General features: G+C 69.5%; 15 protein-coding genes and 4 pseudogenes. 9 read left to right on the plus strand and 10 right to left on the minus strand.

The window, feature by feature from the left end:
* Positions 1-5: 5 nt before the first annotated feature.
* From RM590_RS09730 to RM590_RS09755, 6 genes are all read right to left on the minus strand, one after another.
* Positions 6-1,307, minus strand: a complete 1,302-nt coding sequence (locus RM590_RS09730; RefSeq protein WP_311704027.1) for a CpaF family protein — start codon at positions 1,305-1,307, stop codon at positions 6-8.
* Complete coding sequence (locus RM590_RS09735) at positions 1,304-2,323, minus strand: hypothetical protein (RefSeq protein WP_311704028.1); 1,020 nt, start codon at positions 2,321-2,323, stop codon at positions 1,304-1,306. The genes RM590_RS09730 and RM590_RS09735 overlap by 4 nt, the downstream gene beginning before the upstream one ends.
* A gap of 64 nt (positions 2,324-2,387) precedes the next feature.
* The gene (locus RM590_RS09740; RefSeq protein WP_311704029.1) at positions 2,388-3,122 is read right to left on the minus strand and encodes a hypothetical protein; all 735 of its coding nucleotides are present in this window, start codon (positions 3,120-3,122) and stop codon (positions 2,388-2,390) included.
* Between the two features lie 155 nt (positions 3,123-3,277).
* Positions 3,278-4,234, minus strand: coding sequence for a hypothetical protein (locus tag RM590_RS09745; RefSeq protein WP_311704030.1), 957 nt, complete (start codon positions 4,232-4,234; stop codon positions 3,278-3,280).
* 80 nt (positions 4,235-4,314) lie between these two features.
* Positions 4,315-5,283 (minus strand): hypothetical protein, encoded by a 969-nt coding sequence (locus tag RM590_RS09750; RefSeq protein WP_311704031.1) that lies wholly within the window; start codon positions 5,281-5,283, stop codon positions 4,315-4,317.
* Positions 5,284-5,339: 56 nt separating this feature from the next.
* The gene (locus RM590_RS09755; RefSeq protein ID WP_311704032.1) at positions 5,340-6,014 is read right to left on the minus strand and encodes a hypothetical protein; all 675 of its coding nucleotides are present in this window, start codon (positions 6,012-6,014) and stop codon (positions 5,340-5,342) included.
* 166 nt (positions 6,015-6,180) lie between these two features.
* On the opposite strand from RM590_RS09755, the pseudogene RM590_RS35990 reads away from it, so the two are divergent.
* The 6 genes and pseudogenes from RM590_RS35990 to RM590_RS09785 form a co-directional block, all read left to right on the plus strand.
* A pseudogene (locus RM590_RS35990) lies at positions 6,181-6,780 on the plus strand (putative T7SS-secreted protein); the annotation flags it as partial.
* Positions 6,781-6,815: 35 nt separating this feature from the next.
* Positions 6,816-7,379: pseudogene (locus RM590_RS35995) on the plus strand (hypothetical protein); the annotation flags it as partial.
* 1,392 nt (positions 7,380-8,771) lie between these two features.
* Positions 8,772-10,670: pseudogene (locus RM590_RS36220) on the plus strand (RHS repeat-associated core domain-containing protein); the annotation flags it as partial.
* Complete coding sequence (locus tag RM590_RS09770) at positions 10,667-11,020, plus strand: hypothetical protein (RefSeq protein WP_311704034.1); 354 nt, start codon at positions 10,667-10,669, stop codon at positions 11,018-11,020. The pseudogene RM590_RS36220 and the gene RM590_RS09770, both read left to right, overlap by 4 nt.
* An 11-nt stretch (positions 11,021-11,031) precedes the next feature.
* A complete protein-coding gene (locus RM590_RS09775; RefSeq protein WP_311704035.1) occupies positions 11,032-11,673 on the plus strand; it encodes a hypothetical protein in 642 nt (213 codons plus the stop codon).
* Between the two features lie 308 nt (positions 11,674-11,981).
* Positions 11,982-12,170 (plus strand): hypothetical protein, encoded by a 189-nt coding sequence (locus RM590_RS09785; RefSeq protein ID WP_311704036.1) that lies wholly within the window; start codon positions 11,982-11,984, stop codon positions 12,168-12,170.
* A 361-nt stretch (positions 12,171-12,531) separates the two neighbouring features.
* On the opposite strand, the gene RM590_RS09790 is transcribed toward RM590_RS09785, so the two are convergent.
* A complete protein-coding gene (locus RM590_RS09790) occupies positions 12,532-12,696 on the minus strand; it encodes a hypothetical protein (protein ID WP_311704037.1) in 165 nt (54 codons plus the stop codon).
* 933 nt (positions 12,697-13,629) lie between these two features.
* On the opposite strand from RM590_RS09790, the gene RM590_RS09795 reads away from it, so the two are divergent.
* The gene (locus RM590_RS09795) at positions 13,630-15,084 is read left to right on the plus strand and encodes a helix-turn-helix domain-containing protein (protein WP_311704038.1); all 1,455 of its coding nucleotides are present in this window, start codon (positions 13,630-13,632) and stop codon (positions 15,082-15,084) included.
* Positions 15,085-15,129: 45 nt separating this feature from the next.
* On the opposite strand, the gene RM590_RS09800 is transcribed toward RM590_RS09795, so the two are convergent.
* Entirely contained in the window at positions 15,130-15,501 is a 372-nt protein-coding gene (locus RM590_RS09800) for a hypothetical protein (protein ID WP_311704039.1), read from the minus strand.
* Between the two features lie 474 nt (positions 15,502-15,975).
* Here RM590_RS09800 and RM590_RS09805 point away from each other — a divergent pair, with 474 nt between their 5' ends.
* On the plus strand, positions 15,976-16,635 hold the full coding sequence (locus RM590_RS09805; RefSeq protein ID WP_311704040.1) for a hypothetical protein: 660 nt from the start codon (positions 15,976-15,978) through the stop codon (positions 16,633-16,635).
* A 67-nt stretch (positions 16,636-16,702) separates the two neighbouring features.
* Here the strand turns inward: RM590_RS09805 and RM590_RS36000 are convergent.
* Positions 16,703-16,807, minus strand: a pseudogene (locus RM590_RS36000) (IS5/IS1182 family transposase); the annotation flags it as partial.
* A 115-nt stretch (positions 16,808-16,922) separates the two neighbouring features.
* Here RM590_RS36000 and RM590_RS09810 point away from each other — a divergent pair.
* Positions 16,923-17,576, plus strand: a complete 654-nt coding sequence (locus RM590_RS09810) for a YwqG family protein (RefSeq protein WP_311704041.1) — start codon at positions 16,923-16,925, stop codon at positions 17,574-17,576.
* 73 nt (positions 17,577-17,649) lie between these two features.
* Here the strand turns inward: RM590_RS09810 and RM590_RS09815 are convergent, their stop codons facing one another.
* The gene (locus RM590_RS09815; protein ID WP_311704042.1) at positions 17,650-22,212 is read right to left on the minus strand and encodes an FtsK/SpoIIIE domain-containing protein; all 4,563 of its coding nucleotides are present in this window, start codon (positions 22,210-22,212) and stop codon (positions 17,650-17,652) included.
* Between the last annotated feature and the right edge of the window lie 52 nt (positions 22,213-22,264).

A 22,264-nucleotide genomic window follows, 5' to 3' on the forward strand; every position in this document is an offset into this window, starting at 1 on the left:
GCCCCTCACCCCCATCCGCCGCGGTAGCCGTAGGCGGCGAGCTCCTCGGCGCAGGACAGCGCGGCGTGCGGCCGCGTCACGCCGTCCGGGCCCTCGGCGAAGACCTCGCTGGAGAGCACCCGGCCGTCCACCCCGTTGACCTCGCGTATCGAGGACACGAACCGGCGCAGCCTGCCGCCCTGCGCATAGGTGTTGCGCCGCTCGATGAAGATCACGAAGTTGACGGCACCGGCTATCAGCATCTGGCTGGCCTCGATCGGCAGCCGCTCGGCCGCCTGGAGGGCGTAGGTGGAGATGCGGTTGAACACCTCCTGCGAGCTGTTGGCGTGGATCGTGGACAGCGAGCCGTCGTTGCCCTGCGACATCGCGTTGAGCATGGTGACGATCTCGTCGCCCAGCACCTCGCCGACGATGACCCGGGAGGGGTTCATGCGCAGCGAGCGGCGGACCAGCTCGGCCATGCTGATGGCGCCCTGACCCTCGGAGTTGGGCAGCCGCTCCTCGAACGCCACGACGTTCGGGTGCAGTTCGGGGAACTGGTCCAGCCCCAGCTCCAGCGCGCGCTCCACCGTGATCAGCCGCTCGTCGGCCGGGATCTCGTTGGCCAGGGCGCGCAGCAGCGTCGTCTTCCCGGCGTTGGTCGAGCCGGCGATCATGATGTTCTTGCGGGCGCGCACGGCCGCGGTGAGGAACGAGCCGAGCTCCTGGGTGAGCGTGCCGTTGCCGACGAGATCGGCGAGGAACACCTTGCCGAGGCGGGCGCGGCGGATCGACAGCGCCGGGCGGCGGGTGACGTCCATGACCGCCGAGAGCCGGGAGCCGTCCGGCAGCCGCAGGTCCAACTGGGGGTTGGCCGAGTCGAACGGGCGGGAGGACAAGCCGGAGTAGGCGCCCAGGATCTGGATCAGCTCGACCAGTTCCTCGTCGCTCTCGGCCACCGGGTCGCCGCGCACCTCGCGGCCGTCGGCGTAGCCGATGAAGACCTGGTCGCAGCCGTTGATGTCGATGTTCTCCACATCGGGGTCGTCCAGCAGCGGCTGGAGGCGGCCCACGCCGAACAGCGCGGCGTGCACCGCCGAGGCGTACGCCTCCTCGGACTGCGCGTCCAGCGGCGCCCGGCCCTCGGCGATCTCGGCGCGCGCGTACTCCTCCAGCACCCCGGCGATCACGGCCCGCGCGTAGTGCCGTTCGTCCTCGGAGGTCATCGGGCGCACGCCGCTGGCCTGGTCGATGCGGCGCTGCTCGGCGATGCGGTCGCCGGCCTCCTGCCGGAACCGCTTGACCAACTGGTGGTTGACCTCGCTCATCGCACGGCCCCCGAGGGACCGGGCTGCCACGGCCGGCCGTGGGGCGGCGCGTCGGGACCGGCCGGCGGCGGCACGGGCGGACCGTACTGGGGCGGACCGTAGCCCGGCGGGCCGTACTGGGGCGGCACCACGGGCACGCCCGGCGCCCCGCCGCCGGCCACCGGCGGGCCGACGGGCGGCGGCGGCGCGGCCTGCCCGCCGCCCGACGGCGTGAGCTCGGCCCGGTAGGTCTGGTGCAGGTCGGCGACCACCTTGCGGGCCGAGCGCACCAGCAGCGAACGGTCCAGCCGGCCGCGCCGCCGACCCGCCAACTGCCCGGCGCCCAGCTCGTCCTCGGCGATCAGCCCGACGACGCTCGCGCCGCTGCCCGAGGCGATCAGCATCTCGTTGACCTGGCCGGCGGTCCGCCCGCCGGCCGAGGCGTCGGCGATCAGCAGCACGCCGATCTGCGGCTGCGCGAGCTGCGCCGCGCCGCGCTGCTGACCGTGCAGCTTGGCGTGCAACGCCTGGGCGCGGTCCCGGACATGCGCGATGTTCTCCGGTTGGGCGCGGCTGACCAGCAGCAGCAGCGCCGCGTGCGGCAACAGCGCGGTCAGCGGCGACGAGGCGTCCAGCCGGCCGCAGTCGGCGAGCACGTCGGCGGCGACCTCCGGGTGCGGGGACTGCGCGAGCTCGGCGAACGCCCGGCCCAGCGCGCCCCATTGACCGGCCAGCCCGCCCGCCTGCTCGGAGGCGGCCAGGCCGACCAGCACGTCCAGCCCGCCGGAGATCCGCTGCGCGTGGTCCCACAACTGCTCTGCGGCGATGCCGCGCCGGGCGGTGGCGGCCAGCGACAGCATGCCGGTGGTCGGATCGAGCGGGCGGCCGTCCGCGCCGAGCGAGCGGTACACCAGGTCACCGCCGGACGGGTCGGTCTCCGCGAGCAGCACGCGGCGCGGCCACAGGGCGGCCAGCGCGACGGCCGTGGTCGTCACGCCGGGTGCGCCCTTGTCCGCGGCCACTGCGATCAGCGCCATGAGCTCTCTGCCTCTGGTTCCGTGTCGGGCGGTTGCGGCATGGGGCGCTCCCGGGGCGGCGGGGTCATTCCCCGGAGGAGCCGACGATGACGAGGGAGACCTCGCCCTGGGCGGCGGCGCGGGTCAGCGCGGCGACGTGGTCCGTGTGCACGCGCAGGGTCACCGGCAACGCGCTGTTCCCGGTGGACTCGTCCGAGCTGTGGATGGTCGCCACAGTGGCCCGTTCGGCGATGACGGCGTCCGTGACCGGCGCGCCCGGCTCCGTGCTCGCTTCGGCTTCGGAACCGTCGCTGCCGGGCGGCGCGTCGTCGCCCACCCAGTACGCGGCGACCGTGTCCCCGGCCTCCAGGCCGGAGGGGTACTGGCCGGGCTGGAGGGAGACGCCGACGACGACCTCGTCCGCGGCCAGCGCCTCCTCGCCGCTGAGCATCTCGCCGACCAGCACGCTGCCGGCCACCAGGTCGGCGCCCGCGCGCAGTTCGCCGAGGACCTGCTCGCGCTGGCTCCACAGCACGTAGTTGACCGAGGAGTCCTCGGCGACGAGCACGGAGGAGATGGCCGATTCGGGGATCCGCGAACCGGCGGGCACCCGTTCGGTGATCTGGATGGCCTCGACGCGGTCGCCGGCGCGCATCACGAGCACGGTCGCGCCCAGCGCGCCGGCCAGCACCAGCAACGCGGCCAGCGCGGCGAGCGCGGGCCGGCGCTCACGCGGCGGCGTGGGCAGCCGGTCTCCCGCCGCGGGCCCGGCCGCGACGGTTTTCCTCGCAGCCGTGGAAACCCGGTCCTGAGTCCTCAATCCCACCAACCCCCGCTGCCGGCCGTTCGGCTGGGACCGGTACTCACGCAAAGGAGTGGTCCCATTACCCGCAAAGTCGTCCCGAACTTATCAGCCGGTTCCTGAGCCCTACAACGGCAGGAGGGTCACGCCCATACAACGGGCTCGCCGCTCTCCTACTCGGCCTCCTCGGCGGGGAACGGACGCAGGCTGCTCATCATCTGCTCGATGGTCTCGTCGTCCAGTTCCTCGGGAAAACCGGTGTCCGCGACGACGACCCAGGTCACCAGGTCGTTCTCCGAGTCGAGATAGGAAACGGTGACGACCTTCCCGGACGAAGGCTGGCACGGATCGTCCGGGTCCTCGGGAACGCCGCTGATCGTGGCCGTCGCGGTGTGCCCGGAAATTCCGTGCTCGTTGTCGAACGGCGCCGCTTCCGAGACCTCCAACTGCCCCTGTTCCTGCTGGTCATAGGCGGCCAGCGCGAAGGCGCCCGCCTCCTCGCGGGCGGAATCCTCGGTGCCGGTGTACCCCCGCGCGTGATTGCCACGAGTCCCGGCCACCGCCCGCCAGGACCAGCCGTCGGGGTCCTCGGTGCACCAGTCGTCCAGATAGAGCGAACCGCCCTGCACGCCCAGCAGCGGCGTCCCGGTGGACTCCCCGTCCGCGGTCTCCTCCTCGTAGTAGAACGCGTCGGCCGGCGCCTGCACCTCCCAGTCCTGTGGCGGCACGTCGTACGCGGTGCGCATGTCCTCGTGCGCCTGCACCTGCCAGTCGGCCGCCACGACGGGATCGGGGATCTCCGCGATCCCCTGCCGGGGATCGTCGGGCGCCGCACTGCGGGTGGGCGACTCCTCCGCGCTGGGCGAGGCGGTGGGCCCGGCGTCACCGCCGCTGTCGTCGTCACCGCCCGCCACGACCACCCCCACGACCCCGAGCGCGGCGAGCACCACGACGGCGGCCACGGCCACCAGGGCGAACCGCTTGCGCCTCGGGGGCGCTCCGCCTGGAGCGCCCCCGAGCGTGGCCGGCCCCGGCACGCTGGCCTGATACGGATTCGGCTGCTGATATCCCGGCTGCTGATAGGGGTTCGACGAGGATTCGCCCCCCGGCTGCCGCTCTCCCGGTCCCATGCGAGCGACTCTACGGACCGGCCCGCGGACCGTTCCACGGTCTCATCCGTATTGCGACACATCCGCGACGGTACGGACACTCACTTGATGATTGTCTGGATCTCCTCGACGGTGATGTCGTAGCTGGTCTCGAAGACTCCGTCCGGCAGCATTCCGCCGGCGCCGTCCGAGCCCTCCCAGGTGATCTCCCAGGTGAGCGAGGCGGTCAACGGATGCGCCCCGGCCTCCCCGGTCGCCCGCAGGTACGTCACCCCGCACGGCGGCTCCTGCTCCGCCAGCCCCTCCCGGTAGGGCTCCCCGAGGCCGGCGCACTCTCCCGTGGCGGGGTGTGTCACGGCGTCTGCCGTCCCCGGATCGACGGTCAGTGCCACGGGAGTGGCGGTGGCGGTGGCCCACAGCCCGTACGTGTCGAGGGAGGCGGTGACGGAGACGGGCTCGAACTCGGCCTCGTCGAGCCAGATCCAGGTGGCGAGATTCACTGTCTGCGCCCCGGCCGGGTTCCATTCGATCTCGGTCTCGGGTACGCGTACGCGTTCGTAGGCGAGTTCGGCGAGCATCTCGGTATCGAGGACCCCGGGTTCGTCGGGGGGCGGCTGGCCGAAGTCAACCCAGAAGGTGCGGAATTCGCAGGCGTAGCGGGCCTCTTCGTCGGGGTGGTTGGCGTTGCGGACGACGGTCCAGAACATGCCCTCCCCCTGCTTGTCGATGTTGTAGTTGGGGTACTGGCCGTTCTCGCCGTAGGTCTCCTCCAGGTCCTGGCGCAGGGCTTCCTTGTCCTCGGGAAGGTGTCCGGCGCCGTAGAACTCGCTGGATAACTCGTCCCAGTAGGCCCGGTACTGCTCGGGGGTGTAGGTCGGCGCGTAGTAGCAGGCGGGCGGGAACCAGGAGGTGTCGCTGCTGGTGAGTCTCCCGTTCCCACCAGGGGCGTCCTCGCTGAAGGTAACGGTGGGGCCAGTAACGGTGGCCTCCAACTCGTTGCCGTCCCGGTCGGCTTCGGCCTCTTGCTCGTTCTCCAAATCATTCGTCACTTCGGCCCGTGCCACGGACATCAGCGATAAGCAGGCAGTGATCGCCAGCACTGCGGCGACTCGGCCCCTTTTCCGAGTCACTGGCACTCCGGCGCCCCATTCGTGAAGCCGTAGTCAACGGTCTGCCAGACGCCGTCCGCGTTCTGCTCCAGCCGCCCGCTGTACAGGTCCGCGGGCGCGGTCGATTCGGCTTCCTCCACCACCTCGCGCGTGTCGAAGTCGATGGTGTACACCTCGGTGTAATCCCGGCAGAAACTGAAGGTGGCCGCCCCCTCCTGGTCCTCCAGCAACGTCACGTTGAAGCGGAAAAGACGCGCGGTCCCACCGGACGAGCGCCCGCCCTCGACGAGATCGTCGAACACGCGGATGGTCCGGTCCAGGGCTGCCCCGCTGATGTAGTAGCGCAGCGCCGGACGATCCGACTCGAAGCTGATGACCATCTCGCTCTGGGCATCCTGAAACCCGCGCAGGTCCTGAATGATCGCGTCGATCTCCGGGTCGCCGGTCGTGGTGTCCTCGTAGACGTTCTGGTAATCCTCACCCAGATCGATCTCCGGCCGCTCGGTTCCCGTTTCCTCGGTCGGTGTCTCCGACGGTTCCTCGGTGGGCTCTTCTGTGGTTTCCTCCCCGGTTTCCACTCCCTGGATCTCGTCCGTCTCGTCGTCGTCTCCTCCGCCGCAGGAGGTGAGCAGCAGGGCGGTGGCCATGGAGGCCGAGGCGGCGAGGAGGGGGACTCCGGTGCGGCGCTTCACAGTGACTCCGTTTCGACAGAGGGTGATGGCTGACTCGGCATCAGCCTAGGCCCCCACCCCCGCGCTCCGCCGTCGGATACCCATTGCGACCGCTTGCGCCCTGCCGGTAACTTCCCCTGCGGGGGTGGTTGTTGTGGCGCGTGCGTCCGACTGGAGTCCGGTGGACATGGACTCCGATCCGACTCCGGGCAACCCGGAGGAGATCCGGGAACTGGCCGAGGACCTCCAGGAGTTCGCCGACGACGTGGGAGAAGCCCTCGGCAAGATCCGGGGCATGGCCTCCGACCGCGCCATCGCCGACTGGTCCGGATTGTCGGCGGACGCGTTCCGTGCGGAGTTCGACGGGGTTCCGGAGAATCTGACCAAGCTCCGGACGTCGTATGACATGGCGGCGGACGCGCTGGCGCGTTACTGGCCCAGGCTGGAGAACGCGCAGGGCATGGCCGACCGTGCTCTGGAGAGCGCGATCGCCGCCCAGGACGACCTGCGCGCAGCCCAGTCGGAGTTGGGCGACGCGCAGGACTGGGTCTCGCGGGCCGGGGACGAAGCCGAACGCCTCCAGGACGAAGACGACGCCCCCGAACCGCCGGATGAGCAGGCGGTCCGCGACGCGGTGCGCGACCACCAGGCCGCCGAAGCCGCCGCCGGAGCCGCCCAGTCCCGCGTGGACGCGGCCGAGCAGCGCCTCGCCGCCGCCCGGGAGCTGGCAGGCCAGGCGCGGGAGTTGCGCGAGGAGGCCGCCCGGGAGTGCGCGAGGGACATCGACGCCGCCTCCGACGCCGGTATCCAGAACCGCAGTTGGTGGGAGGACGCCGTCAACTGGGTCACCGAGAACTGGGACACCATCGTCGACATCTGCAAACTGGTCGTCGCCATCGTCGGTATCGCAGCCATGATCATCGGCGGCCCCCTCGTCTGGATCGTCGTCGCCGCCGCCGCCGTCGTCCTCGCCGACACTCTGATGAGATACGCCAGAGGCCAGGCCGGTCTGCTGGACGTGGCCTTCGCAGCGCTCGACTGCATACCGGGCGGCCGAGGCCTCACCACACTCGGCGGACTCGCCGCGGGCTTCACCGCCCTCGCCCGCGGCGGGCTGCGCGGCATGGCCGGCAGCCTCCGCCGCGCGGCCGGCAGCGCCCGGGACACCCTCAGCAACGCCGCCCAGGGCACCTACGACCGCGTCCGCAGCCTTGTCCGCCGGGGCGACACGGACCCCGTGGACATGGCCACCGGCCACATGTTCCTCCCCCAGACCGACGTGGCCTGCCCGGCACGCTCCCTCTCACCATCACCCGCCGCGCCGAATCGGGCTACACCGCCGGCTTCTGGTTCGGCCCGACCTGGGCCTCCTCCCTCGACCAGCGCCTGGAGATCGACGAGGAGGGCATCGTCCTCGTCACCGAGGACGGCATGCTCCTCACCTACCCCCACCGGGATGAGAACCCCGTCCTGCCCGACTCCGGCCCCCGCTGGCCGCTCACGCGCCTGCCGGAGGACGACGGCTACACGGTCACCGACCCGGTCACGGGCCACATCCGTCACTTCTCCCGCCCCAACTCCAGTGGTCTGGCGCTGCTGCTCCGGCTCAGCGACCGCAACGACAACGCCATCCACTTCGACTACGACTCCTACGGTGCCCCCACCGCCGTCCGCCACTCCGGCGGCTACCACCTCAAGATCCAGACCGACTTCGGTCGCGTCACCGCCCTCGTCCTCGCGGGCGGTGCCGAGGACGGCTCGGACGTCACCATCAAGACGTACGGCTACACGGCCGGAAATCTGACCGAGGTCACCAACTCGTCCGGTCTTCCCCTGCGATTCACCTACGACCGGGGTAATCGCATCACCGGCTGGACGGACACCAACGGCCATGGCTACAGCTACACCCACGACGACCGGGACCGCTGCGTGGCGCAGGGCGGTGAGGCGGGACATCTGACATTCGTCCTCGACTACGAGGCCACCCACGCCGACTGGCCGGGGATGCGGGTCACCAAGCACACTTCGCCAGAGGGCATCGAGACCCAATTCGTGGTCAACGACGCGTTGGAAGTCGTCGCCGAGATCGACCCGCTCGGAAGCGTGACGCGCACCGAGTACGACGAGCGCCACAACATCGCCGCTTGGACGGACCCGCTGGGCAACACCACCCGCATCGAGCGCAACGCGGCGGGACAGCCGGTGACTGTCACCCTGCCCGACGGCGGAACGACCCACTACGCCTACAACGCCCTCGCCCTCCCGACCCGCATCACCCTCCCCGACGGATCGACCTGGCGGCGCTCATACGACAAACGCGGCAACTGCACCCGCATCACGGACCCAACGGGGGCCACCACCTACTACGCCTTCGACTCGCGGGGCAACCTCGCGTCCGTCACCGATCCTCTCGGCGCCAGCACACGAGTGGATTGCGACGACTCCGGCCTGCCCATCACGCTGACCGACCCACTGGGTCATCGCTTCGTCCGGAAACGCGACGCGTTCGGCCGCGTGAGCACCATCGTCGACCCTCTGGGAGCAACGACCCACCTCCAGTGGACCGTTGAGGGCCGAATCGCCCGCGCGACCGGACCGGACGGCGCCGAACGCTCGTGGACCTACGACGGCGAGGGCAATCGCACCAGCCATACCGACGCCAACGGCATCAGCACGACCTACACCTACAGCCACTTCGACCTGCTCACTGCCCAGAACGGGCCGGGCGAACAGCGATACGAATTCGAGCACGATACGTCCCTTCGGCTGACCAAGGTCACCAACGAACAAGGTCTGTCATGGGAGTACGAATACGACGCTGCCGGGCGGATCGTGGCCGAGAGGGACTTCGACGGTCGCCGGGTGACCTACGAGCACGACGCGGCCGGCCGCATGGTGGCACGCACAAATCCCCTGGGCGAGACCGTCACTTACCGCCATGACCCGCTGGACCGCATCACCGCCGTCGGCGTGGCCGGAGCGGTGACCACGTTCGAGCATGACCCGCTGGGCAACCTGCTGCGTGCCGTGAACGCCGACTACGAGCTCGTCCGGGAGCGGGACGCGGCGGGCCGGATCACCGCCGAAACGGTCAACGGCCGGACGCTCACCTCGGGCTACGACGCCGCTGGCCGCCGCGTCAGCCGCACGACCCCTACGGGCGCCCGCGCCACCTACGGCTATGACGCGGCCGGTCGCCGAATCTCGGTCACCACCTCCGGTCGCACGCTCACCTCGGGCTACGACGATGCTGGCCACGAAATCTCGCGCCAGGTGGGCGACCTCGCGCTGACCCAGCTCTGGGGCAGCACGGGACGGGTCACCGAACAGTCGCTGTCGACAACGGAAGGCGGCCTTCTCCAGCGCCGCGCGTACACGTACCGCCCCGACGGACACCTGACCGGCATCGACGATCCGCTGCTCGGCCATACCGAATTCGCTCTTGACACCTCCGGCCGAGTGACCGAAGTCAGCGCCAGCGACTGGACGGAAAGCTACGCCTACGACTCCAGTGGCAACCAGGCCAGCGCTTCCTGGCCCGGCCAGGAACGGGACGACCGCGTCTACACCGGCACCCGCCTCACCGGCGCCCGCACCATGCGATACGAATACGACGGCGCGGGCCGCATCGTCGTCCGACGCAAGACCCGTCTTTCGCGGAAGCCGGAGACATGGCGCTACACCTGGGACGCGGAGGACCGCCTCACCTCGGTGACCACTCCCGATGGCACCCTCTGGCGCTACCGCTACGACCCTCTCGGCCGACGCATCGCCAAACAACGCATGGCACCCGACGGGACGACGGTGCTGGCGGAGACCCATTTCACCTGGGACGGCTCAACCGTCACTGAACAGACCACCACCGCCCCGGATTTCCCGCACCCGGTCACCCTCACCTGGGACCACGACGGCCTGCGTCCGGTCGCACAGACCGAACGGCGCCTGAACAACGCGACCCAGGAGGAGATCGACTCCCGCTTCTTCGCCATCGTCACCGATATCGTCGGCACCCCAACGGAACTCGCCGACGAGTCCGGCACCATCGCCTGGCGCGCTCGCAGAACGCTCTGGGGAGTCACGAGCTGGCGCACCGACAGCACCGCCTACACGCCCCTCCGTTTTCCTGGCCAGTACCACGACCTCGAAACCGGGCTGCACTACAACTACTTCCGTTACTACGACCCTGAAACGGCTCGCTACCTCTCCTCCGACCCACTCGGCCTCGCCCCGGCGCCCAATCCGTACACTTACGTTCACAATCCCCACTCGTGGTCCGATCCATTGGGGCTGACGCCATGCCCCAACGATGTCGCGCTGGGCATTCGCGAGCATGGGCTGCGAGAGTTCGCGGACCGAAACAATTTCACTCATTACCTGGACGACCTGACAACATGGGAGGCAGAAGTGCGGGCGGCCGCGCATAATCCCAATGTTCGTCTACACGTCGTCATGGACGGCTTCCGTGGCGAGACACCGTCTCAGCGTTTCATGAATGCTTACGAAGAAGGCATGGGGGACAACTGGTACGCCACCGAGCGCGAGATGTACCATGTCGGAGAATCTGTGCGGCGTGAAAGTCGAACCTGGGATAGCATCACTTTCTACGAGAATGGGCAGCGCGTGTCCGTCCCCGAGCCGTCGGAGTGGCCCAGACCACCGGAAGGACGCAGACGTTGAGAGAGATCGCGAAGTGGCCAAGGAAATTCCAGGTTTGGCAGTATGCGGTGAGCCACTCGGTGCTACTCCTCAGGAGTTACCATCCGCAACAGTACGAGACGCGGATTGATATCGCTTTTTCGGATGTCTCTCTGATGAAGTTGAAATCCAGCTTCGACTCGCTCTCTGTCCATCAGGCCGACCCGGAGGAAGCAAGCGAGATACTTGCCGACAATTTTCCTTCCTATGGGTTTCTCTATCTGCTCAATGACGGCGAAGGATACGTACATGCCGCGAATTGTTCGTGGCACGAGGACCATGGCCATCACAAGACACCTTCCCATTTCGGCCCCTTGCGCGGGACCGACTGAGAAACCTTCGAATGGCAGACATCCAGGCCGAAGCCGCCACCTTCGCCACCACCGCCCCGTCGGCGGCACTCCGCCTCTTCGCCGCCGCCGGCGTCGAACGCACCGCGGCCTGCTATTTCCGGGTCATCAGCACACAACCAGGACGTGTGGCCGATCGCGACTTCTACCTATCCCGCCTGGATCGGCTGTGGCAACTCGACCAGCCCTGCGACGACCTTGAGCGCGAGGTCCGCGACTGGACCACGCGCCTCCCCGAGTTCGCCACCGACAGCGGCCCCGGCGGCATCCTGCGCTTCGCCTTCGAAGCCGTCCTCTGCCTCCAGACAGCCAGCGTCCTCCTCACCCCAACGGCGACCCCCGACGACGCCCGACACGCGTCCAACAGCTTCCTCGGCTTCGCCGACATCATCGACAACGCCGAAAACCCCTTCGACCCCACCGCCCCCGTCGACCTCGCCGCCCTCCTCCAAAGCCAGCCCGAACACACCGGTCGCCACTACCTCGCCGAAGCCGACGAACAGATCCACGACCTCGCAGAGCTGTCCGGCCCACGAGCCGACACCACCCCGGACACCCACCTCATCGGCCGACTTCGCCGGCGCGCCCAAGAGCACGGCCATCACCGACTGGAAGCACTCAAAGCCACCCAGTAACCCAGAGAGCACCGACCTGAGTAGCGGCAACGGGTTTCCGTGGATGTCGTCCGCAAGCTGGAGCAAGGGCAGCGGCAGACCGCTCGTTTGTCCACGCTGAGCGCGCTGGCCCGCGCTGGACGTGGAGCCATCCGTCCTGGTGGGGCAGCCGACGACCTTCGAGGCCCGGGAGGCGGGCGACGCTCCCTCGATGCTCGCTCTGCGGCAGGCCGTCTCGCCCGTCTCGGAGATGCTCGGGGAGGGGGCGGCGTGGTGCCCGAGACCGGACTGTCGGAGCGGCCGGTGGTGCAGTGTCCAGGAGGCCGGCGGTGAGTGCCATCGTCTCGCTCTGGGCGGAAGAGCAACTGCCCATCAAGGACGGGCTGTATCTGGCCTCGGGGACATCGGTGGCGACTGAGCTGGCACCTGCCTCCGACGCAGGCGTGGCGTTCTTGGAACCCTTCGACCTCGACGCCGAACTGCGGGCCGACCCGGGGCGGGTGACGTCGATCGCGTGACGCGGAAGCTGCCCCTGGCGGACAGCGACCGCGTCCTGTGCTGCGGTGACGGCTTCCACGGTTCGGAGGGCTTCCTCGCCTGCACGCGGAAGGACGGGACCCTCGATTGGGTGATGCACTTCCCGGAGACCAATCCCTTCATGGACATCGCCTGGGATGGCGGCAAGGCGACGTTTCGCTCCACCTCGGGGGTCCGGATCACCGTCAACCGTCGTGGCTCCCTGGCCGGGCTGGGGGACCACCGGCAGACGAACGTGAACGCTTATGACGCACGAACCTGGGCATGGCAAACGTCAACTTCCGTGTGGAGACGGAAACGAGCCCCGCCCCATGCAGCCCAGCACGTGGACGAAACCACAGCTCAACGCCGCATCCACCTGTGCAGACGGGGATCGATCCGGCGGGCAGCCCACAGCACAGTCGTGGGATTCATCGTAAAGATTTCCCCGGTGGTGAACGTCAGGCGCTTGCGGCCCGGGCCCAGCGCGGTCATGTCGCTGACGGTGAACTCCTGGCCGCCAACCATCAGTTGGTCCCCGCGCCGCACGGTCCGGGCGTCGACCTCGATCGAAACCAGGAGAGAGGCGGCTGACGGGGTGGCTATGCGGTGCGGAGGGTGAGGCGTCACGGTGATGGCACTCCGGTGTCGGAACGGATGGACAGTGGTGATCCCTGCCGCCGCCCAGGGCCAAGGAGGGAAGCAGGACCCACAGGTGATGGCCGGCCCGTGCGGGCGACGGCGGGGGGGTGAGGGAAGTCGGCGATGTCCGGCCCGGTCGGTGGCACTCCGCGTCGCTGGCAATACCGGAGCGCCACCGGTTCCCGCGCGGCCGAAAAGCACGGGGACTCATCCCTGGCCAAGCGGGCGGGGCCACGCGTCCACCTCGTCGCCTGCCCTGTCCCGCCCGGACGTGGCCGTCTTCCCCGTAGACGCCGTCAATGACGCCCCGGCCTGCGACGCGGGCTCGGGCGGGCGTGTGGCCTCTTCGCACGCCAGGCTCAACACACGCCCTATGTCACACGGTTCGTCGCGGGTGCACGTCCCGCACTCCTCCAAGTGGTATCGATGCGCGGCCTGTAGCTGTTCAACGTCCGCCTGGCGGGGGTAGGCGGACACCTCCCGCTGAAGATCCTCGGGAAGTGCCTGCCACTCCTTGCCCCCGCCGACCGGGCGGAGCATGGCGAACGGCCCGCCCTGGCCCATGTAGATGCCGACGCGATCTTTGGCCGTATCTCTTATGAGCATGCCCACGTTCGGGTGACCATGACTCGCCTTGCTCACGGCTGCCTGCCCCTCTCAGCTATCAAGTGGTCGGACCGCTCGTATCGGTCGCGGGGGTTCTGTCGTTCCTCTGGGGGAACTATCGAATCTCGTCAGCACCGCACGGGCAGGAGCCCGACGAGGGGCCTGACGGGAAGCCAGAACGGTCTCCTCCGGGGGGCGGAGAGGGGGCCAGCGATGAACGAGCGGCAGGAGTTCGGGCTATACCTCGCCCGGCTGCGCCGGGCAGCAGGCATGAGTCAGCGCGACCTCGCCGAGCGGCTGTGCCAGCTCTCCCATACGGACAGCGTCACTCGGAACGAGATCAGCCGGTGGGAGACCGGCAAACGCTTCCCGGAGGTGTGGCTGCCGGTCATCGCCGTGGCGTTAGACGTGCCCCTGCCCGACCTGAAACGCGCTGCCGCCGCCGCACGGTGGCCCGCGCCATGCCCTTCCTCCGTTCCAGGCAGCCTCGGTGCGCAGCCGGACGGCTCCCATGCTGGACGGCCCTCTACGGCGCGTGTCTTCGACGATGTCTCCGGTTACCGTGGTTCCACGCCCCAACAAGTCACCGGTTCGCTGACCCCGGGTACGGACCCGGATCCACAGCGCCTCTGGGAGACGCCCCCTGGCCCAACGGAGCACGACAATGGAGACGATCCGATGAAGCGCCGTTCGCTCCTGCACGGCGCTCTTGCCGCCGGTATGACCGGTCCAGCCATCGCAGCCCTAACCGCCGCGCGCAATGATCTCGACTTGGCTCTCTGCGATAAGGCATCGGCAGGTCTGGCATTTTGGGAGTCCACAGCCGAGCGTCACGGGCACGGATACAACGGGAACCCACCCGCGCATGTCTTGTCAGATTTGGTCGCGGACCTAACGGAACTCAGGCCGCTGCTAGCTACTTCCCAGACCATCGCCGCCCGAACTCAACTATGCCGGATCATCTCCCGCATGGCGGGCATGGCAGCCATCGTTCTGCACGATCTCGGCGAGCACCGAGAAAGCACCCGCTGGTTCCACAGCGCAGAGCGGGCAGCCGAAGAAAGCGCCGACGACGATGTGCGCTCCTGGGTGCTGGCCAGGGAAGCAATGGTTCCGTTGAACTTCGGAGCCCCGGCATTCGCAGCCGCTCTCGCCGAACGCTCCCGTGCCCTGTCACACGGTCGGCCGTCTGCAGCGGGAGCACTGGCCTGTGCCGTGGCAGCCCGTGCCTACGCGGCCAGCGGCAACCGGGACCAGGCCTTGACCGCCGTTGGCGAAGCCGAACAGATAGTGATGCGGCTCTCCCCCGACCAGCGTGCCCACACATGGTTCGGATACCCCGAGCAGAAGCATCATGTTCACCTCTCACAGGCACTTACTCTCCTGGGAGAAACACGACGTGCATACGAACAACAGGAGCGCGCCCTCGCTCTCTCCAAGAGCCCAAGTGTGATGACACGCGCCTTGGTCGCCATTGACCGCGCCTCCTGCCTCGCCACCGACGGAGAATGGGACGAGGCCGCTCGTGTCGCAGCAGAGGCATTCGGCCAGTTGCCCCCCTCCTACCGCAAGGGCTTGACGCATGCCCGTGCGCAGACCGTATACCAATCCGTTCGAATGGTCCCGGCAGGCGAGCAACTTCGAGAAGTCCTTCAAACTGCCGTATAACGAGCTCGTGCACGAACTCGTAAAGGTCGTCGCGAATGCCTCGATCTATGGTTTGCCCGCTGCGTGAAGTCCCCGGGTCAGGCGCGCGAGGCGTTCGGGGATCCCGCGTACGGTCAGGCTCTTCCGCAGGAGTTCGAGGTCCGCACCGTGCGTGCGGAGGTGGTCCAGCAGGTGGTGGTACCGGTCGGGGCGGTCGCGGAGGAACTCCGTGGTCAGCCGCAGCTCCAGGCTCACGCAGTCGATGCGGTGACCGTCGCAGTCGACGGTGACGTAGTGCTGCCAGGGGCCGGGGCCCTTGCTCTCCCATCCGTCCTCGTCGCAGTCCTGTTCCAGTGTGCTGAAGCTGAACCCGACGCCGTCGAGGCTGTAACAGGCGTAGTACAGCCGGGACACCTCGATCCATCGCGGCGCGGCCACGCACGGCAGATACGCCAGCGCCGGGCGAAGAGCAGGTCCACATGGCCCACCGGGAGGTCGACGCCGTGCAAGCACGCCGCTGCGGTACCGACAAGCCGGTACCGCAGCCGAGGAACAACCGGCCCGATCAGGTCGAAGCCCTTGCCCAGCACCGCTGCAATTCATACCGGTCGCGCAGCGGCCGGGTCTCGATCACATCCATGGGCGACAGAATGCCCGCCAGGTCCGACAATGCCCGCTGCCGACAAGGCGCACACTCGCCCAAGCCTACGGGGAATTTGGCCAAGAGCCGCGCAGGTAATTCGGTGATCGATCCCTGATCTCCTTTACGACGGACCCGGAGGTCGCCCGCAACTTCGCCAATGGCGGGCAGATTTACCAGGCACAGGTGTCGCCAGGCGACGTCGTCTCCCAGAACATCGACGGAGCAGGGGAAGCCGAGGTTCTTGTGCGCAACATGATCGAGGTGACCCCATGGAATGGCTGAACCTGCCCCTGGCCGACTGGTCCGTCCGCTATTACCCCCGCGGAGCACGCGTCTCAGGGGCTGAGTCCGTCGCACGTCTCGTGCCCGAAGAGGATGAACTACTGGCCGATCACGAAAGGCTGCGACGCATCGTCGTCCGGTTCTTTCCCGGGCGCCCGGCTCAGATGCTCTATCTCCACTGGTCGAACGGAGCGGATCTGAACGCGCTCGATCAGAGCGTGGCCGCCGGAGCCGCCGGCAAGGAGGAATTCTCCGGAGCACTGCCGGCCCAGGCGACCAGCATCCGGTGTCAGGCGTGCGGTGCCTCGTCCCGCGTGGTGATGGCCACGCCCGGAACGCCGTTCTTCGACGACGAGACGGAGCGGCTGCGGACGCACCGGTACATCGAGAAGTGCCCGAACTGCGATGTGCGATGGACAGTCAATGTCCTGGAGATCGTGCCCACCGGCGGAACACGAATCAGGCGTGAGCAGGCGACGGGCGGGCTGAGATCCCCCTCCTGCGCCATGAGGACGACGGTGACCACAAGCACCGTCCCACACAACGACGGAGCGGGCGCCCCCAACCGGGGGAGCCCGCTCCGTCGTTCAGTCGTCTCCGTCAGGGAGCCGGTGTCGTCACCGCGAAGGGGGTGCCGTCGCCAGTAACAGCGCCCGCGATGGCTGGTCGATAGTTCCACAGCGCGCTGCCACCTGCCTCCGCCGGCGGCTCTCCGCCAAAGCCCGCCCGGACACACCGGTCGCCGGCAAGGGCGAGAAGAGCCTGACGAGCGGCGGTCAGACGCCGCCACCGGGTCCCACTCTCCCTCGCCGCGCGGCGAGAAGTCCGGTCGGGCACCCCCGGGTGCCACTGGACAAGGGGCGGGCCCGGCTGTCGGTGGCGGGCGATAACTTGTGCGGCAGCACAGCAGGTCAGACGACAACGGGGGATCCCTATGCGGTACCGCTTCACGTCCTACCACCCGGCGAGTGACGCCGAGGCAGCCGTCACGGACGGCACCAGGCTGGGCGGCCAGCCGCACTGGCTGGCGGAGCCGCAGTGGCCGGTCAACCCGTATGAGAACGAGCTCGCCTCGTTCATGGGGCAGTTCCGGGTGGCGGCGGCGGACGGGGACCGGATGGTGTACCTGTTCGACATCGGGTTCTCGGGTGAACACGCCACCGTCGTCCAGCCGGGCGGGCGGGTCACTGAGTCCTTCGAGACACGGGCGGCGGCCACCGGGCCGACCGACCTGGACCGGGTCCACCTGCTCCGGGTGGCGGAGGAGGTCGACTTCTCCGATGTCGAGCGGGAGTTGGAGCCGGCCGAGGACGAGGACGAGGACGACCGGGAGGAGCGGCTGGAGGAGCTGCTACGAGAGCGCCAGAAAGACGCCGCGGGCAGCATCCGGATGAACCAGCTCGGCGGCCCCGATGTGCTGCCGGTCTGGTTGCAGGGCGACGACCTGCCGGGCGAGGGCTGGCAGCTCGTCGCCCAGCTCGACTCCTGCCAACTGCCGTTCGAGGTCAACTTCGGTGACACCGGGGTCGGTTACCTGTTCCTCTCGCCGGACGGCAAGAACGCCGAGTTCTTCTTCCAGAGCTGCTGAGGGCATTCGGCGCCGAACGCGACGGGCGCCCCGCCGGAGCGGGGCGCCCGTTCTGCCGTGGGCCGGTGAGACCTCAGGGAGCCGGCGTCGTCACCGTGAAGGGGGTGCCGTCGCCCAGGTGGAGGATCGCCCGGCCGGGGGTCGGCTGTTCGCTGGCCGCGCTGCGCGGCAGCTTCGCGCCGATCAGTTCGCCGTGGCGGTGGGTGGAGGGCGACAGCAGCACGCCGCGGCGTGCCTTCTTCGCGTCCACCTGCCAGCCGGAGAAGCCGCCGCAGATGTCGCCCTCGTCGCCGCCCAGGATCAGGTAGCGGCCGAGTTCGGTGCCCTTCGTGATGATGTTCTTCAGCTCGTCACCGCCGTCGCAGCGCCGCAGGTCCTCGCCGTCGTCGATCAGGAAGACGATCGGGTTCTCCGGCGACGAGGTGCCCATCGCCTCGCGGACCTCCGCCTCGGTGATGTCGTCGCCGGTGAAGACCTGGACCACGCCCGGCTGGCCGGCCAGTTCGCGCAGCGGCGAGGGGCGGGGGGCCGCGATGACCACCCGGACGCCCTGGGCCAGGTAGGACCGGGCCAGCATCGTCAGCACCGTGGAACGGCCGGACTTGGCCGGGCCCGCGACGATGAACGCCGGGGTGCCCTGGCCCAGGTCGGGGCCGTAGCCCATCAGTTCGTCGCCGCCGACGCCGATGAGGCCCCACAGGCGGGACTCCGACGCCTCCGGGTCGCGCATCTCCCAGGCGTCGGCGAACGTGAGCCGGCTGGGCAGGACGTCGACGCGGAACGGCCGCTTGGCGCGCGGGACCGCCTGGTCGCGCTGGGTGGCCCAGTCGCCGATGGCGGTCAGCGCCGCCGCCTGCGCCTGGCCCGACAGCTCCTCGGCGAGCACCGCGACCTGGATCTCGGTGAGCACCTGGTTGCGGAACATGCGGCCGTCGGCGATCTCCTCCGGCACCTTGCGGGCCGGCATGCCGATGTTGGAGTAGTCGCTGCGGTCCGACAGGCGCAGCGTGTAGCGCTCCTCGGTCAGCGCGGAGATCCGGCCGGAGAGCACCGAGCGGTCGCCGGTGATGACGAGGTGGATGCCGACGCTGGCGCCCTCGCGGAGGATGACGTACAGCTCGTCGGTCAGCGCGCCGTGGTCGATCTCGCCCAGGGTGCTGACCCAGCCCTCCCAGCGGTCGAGCAGCACGACGATGTGCGGCAGCCGGTCATCGGGGGCGGCAGCGGCCCGCTGCTCGCCGATGTCGGCCAGCGCGCTCTCGCCCAGCACCTCCTGGCGCCGGTCCAGCTCCTGGCGCAGCCGGCGGATGAGGCGCCGCACGCGCTCGGTCTGGTTGCGGTTGACGATCGCGCCGCAGTTGGGCAGCTTGGCCAGCGCGTTGAGCGCGCCGTTGCCGCAGTCGATGCCGTAGATGTGCACATCGGCCGTGGAGTGGATCCAGGACAGCGAGCCGGCCATGGTGCGCAGCAACTGGGAGCGGCCGCTGCGGGCCGCGCCGCCGACGATCATGTGGCCGAAGGTCTTGAAGTCGATCGAGACCGACCGCCGCGCCTGCTGCTCCGGCAGGTCCTCGACGCCCCAGGGGGCGGCGGGCAGTTGACCGAGCGGAACGGGGTGCTCCAGGTCGCGCAGCAGCACCTGCTCCGGCAGCGCGGGCAGCCAGGGGCTGTGCTGCTTGGCGAAGCCGAGCTGCCGGTCGGCCTCGATGATGGAGTCGACCAGGACCTTGAGGTCGGTGATCTCCTCCTCCTCGGACTTGGCCCCCTTCGGGCGCTTGAGCTGGGCGCGGCCCAGGTCGTTCCAGTCGATGCGGGCGGTCCAGGGCCGGGCGACGGTCGGGTCGACGGCGCCGGGCCGCCGGCCGCCGACGCGGCCGGACTGGAACGGCACCAGGGAGGAGGCGCCGAGCCGGACGAACGCGCGGCCGGGCGTGGACTTGGCGATGAGGCCGGCGTCGGGCGCGTTGATGACGTCGGACGACTCGCTGGCGTCGGTCACGCGCAGCGCGATGCGGAGGTTGGTGTTGGCGCGGATCTCCGGGGAGACCACGCCGCTGGGGCGCTGGGTGGCCAGCAGCAGGTGGATGCCGAGGGACCGGCCTCGCTGGGCGATGTTGACCAGGCCCTTAACGAAGTCGGGCAGTTCGCGGACCATCGAGGCGAACTCGTCGATGACGATCAGCAGTCGGGGCATCGACTGGAGCCGTCCCGGCTGGCGGCGCATCAGGTCCTGGTAGTCCTCGATGTCCTTGGCGCCGACCTCGGCCAGGATGTGCTCGCGGCGCGTGAGCTCGGCGCCGAGGGAGGCGAGGGCGCGTTCCACGAGGTGGTTGTCGAGGTCGGTGACCATGCCGACGGTGTGCGGGAGTTGCACACAGTCCTTGAACGCCGAGCCGCCCTTGTAGTCGACGAGGACAAACGTCATGTTCTCGGGGGTGTTGGCCACCGCGAGCGAGGCGACGATCGTCTGGAGCAGCTCCGACTTACCGGAACCGGTGGTACCGGCGATCAGGCCGTGCGGGCCGTCGCGGCGCATGTCGATGGCGAACGCGCCGTCGTAGGACTCGCCGATCACGGCCTCGGTGGACTGGCCGCCGAGCCGCCAGCGGGCGGCGATCGCGCCCGGGGACGGCGGCTCCATCTCGATGACGTCGAGCAGGCGGCTGGACGACGGCAGCGCCGCGTCCTCGGACTCACCGCTGATGTCGCGGATCGGGGAGAGCGAACGGGACAGCAGCTCCGCCCACTCGGGCCGGACCCAGTCGGGGCGGACGCCCCGGATGCGCCAGGCGCCGGTCTGCTCGACGCGCAGCCGGTCGGCGATGACGGTCTGGGCGCCGCCGGCGGCCATCTGGCCCGCGCCGGGGACGGCGAGGAAGGTGTGGAAGCCGGTGGCGTAGCCGGGGTTGCGGGCGGCGCCGCCGTGTGCGCCGGCGCGCTCCGGGTTGGGCTCGGCGATGACGACGGCCTGGCACTCGCCGGGCAGGAAGCGCTCCTCGTCGTCGAGGCAGAGGGCGTAGATGGAGGAGGCCGGTCCCTCGCGGAGCAGGCGGATCACGCCGGGCAGCGAGCGGATGCGGCGGGAGCCGTCGAAGACGACGACGATGTCGGGGTCCTTGAACGTCGCCTTCTGCGCGCGGGCCTCCTTGGCGGCCTTCTGGCGGGCGTCGAGGAGCTGGGTGAGCTCGGCGATGCGGGCGCCGATGGTCTCGGCGTCGTTGCCCACGAGGGCGTTGATCTCGTGCTCGGCGGAGGGCCGGGAGTGCGGCAGCCAGCGCATCCAGTCCCAACTGTACTGGCCGGAGCCGTCGGTGAGCAGGAAGAACTGGACGTCGACCGGGCTCTCCAGCACGGCGATCTGGGCCACGGCCCAGCGGGCGAGGGCCCGGGCGGTGTCGCCCTGGCCGGCGAAGCCGATGACACCGAGGTTGCCTAGCGGCAGGGTGACGGGAGCGTCGGCGATCTTCCAGAACACCTGCCGCTTGTGCTCGTCCTGCTCGGGGTCGGTCAGCACGACCTCGGAGTCGAGCTCCGCGGTGCCGACGCGGATGAGCAGGTGGTCGTCGTCGGTGCGGCGGCGCTCCCACAGCCGGGTGCGCGGGCCGGTGGCCTGAGTGAGAACGGTGGCCGGGTCGGGCGCGGCGTGGCGGCGGGCGAACCGTTCGGCGATGAGCGCGTCCCGGGCGTCCTTCTCGATCCGGGTCTTGCGCTCGTGGTACTCCTCGACCTTCTTGGCGTGGGATATGCGGCCCCGCTTCTTGTCCATGAAGTAGTTGGACAACATCATGACGGGGCTCATGAAGGCCATCGCCAGGAACAGATAGCGGCCGGTGATGGTCACCATGACCACGGCGCCGACGAGGGGCAGGAGCGCCATCAGCCAGGGCAGCGGGCGCCGTTCGCGCTCGCCGGGCGGCTTGGGCAGGATGAACGCGGTCTGCCGCTCGGGCGGCAGCAGGCGGGGCGGCCGGTTGAAGTCGAGGCCGCCGCCGTCCTCGGAGACCTTCAGCGCCGCGTCCGGCGGGAAGTACGGAGTCAGTTCGAAGAGGGAGTCGCCGACGGCGAGCTGCTTGCCGAGCTTCCAGTCGGCGCGGTCGCCCTCGGTGTGGGTGAACGGCTCACCGTCGAGATACGGCTGCATCTCGCTGTAGACGGTGACCTTGCAGGTGCCGTCGGCGGCGACGCGGAGCGTCAGCGCGCGCTCGGGCAGCGAGCCGTCGTCGATGCGGATGTGGTTCTGCTGGCCGGTGCCGATCTCGACGCGGCCGACGCCCAGCCGGTGCACGGCGCCGGCGCCCGGGCCGCCCACGACGCGGAACTCGACGATGCCGCTGGGCTCGCCGGGCCAGCAGCCGCTGGGGTTGTGCAGGCTGACCACGCTGCCCTCGCGCAGCGGGGACTGGGCCAGGGTGAGACTGGGGTCCACGTACTCGCCGGTCACGAAGAGGTGCGGGGAGACCGGCGCCTCTCCGCCGTAGCCCTGGCCGGCCATGGCGGCCTGCTGGCTGTACTGGCTGCCGACGAGGCCGGCGAACTCGTGGGCGAGGTCGCCGATTTGTGTCTCGGGGGCGGCGTCGATCACCGTGTCGGCACTGTGACCCCCGACCGGGTCGACGATTGTCAGGGTCAGGCGCACGCTCATCCTCCCGTTGGCACACCGCAATGTTCTTCGCTGGACATGACCATAA

The sequence above is a fragment of the Streptomyces litchfieldiae genome, from assembly GCF_031845365.1.
Taxonomy (GTDB): Bacteria; Actinomycetota; Actinomycetes; order Streptomycetales; family Streptomycetaceae; genus Streptomyces; species Streptomyces litchfieldiae.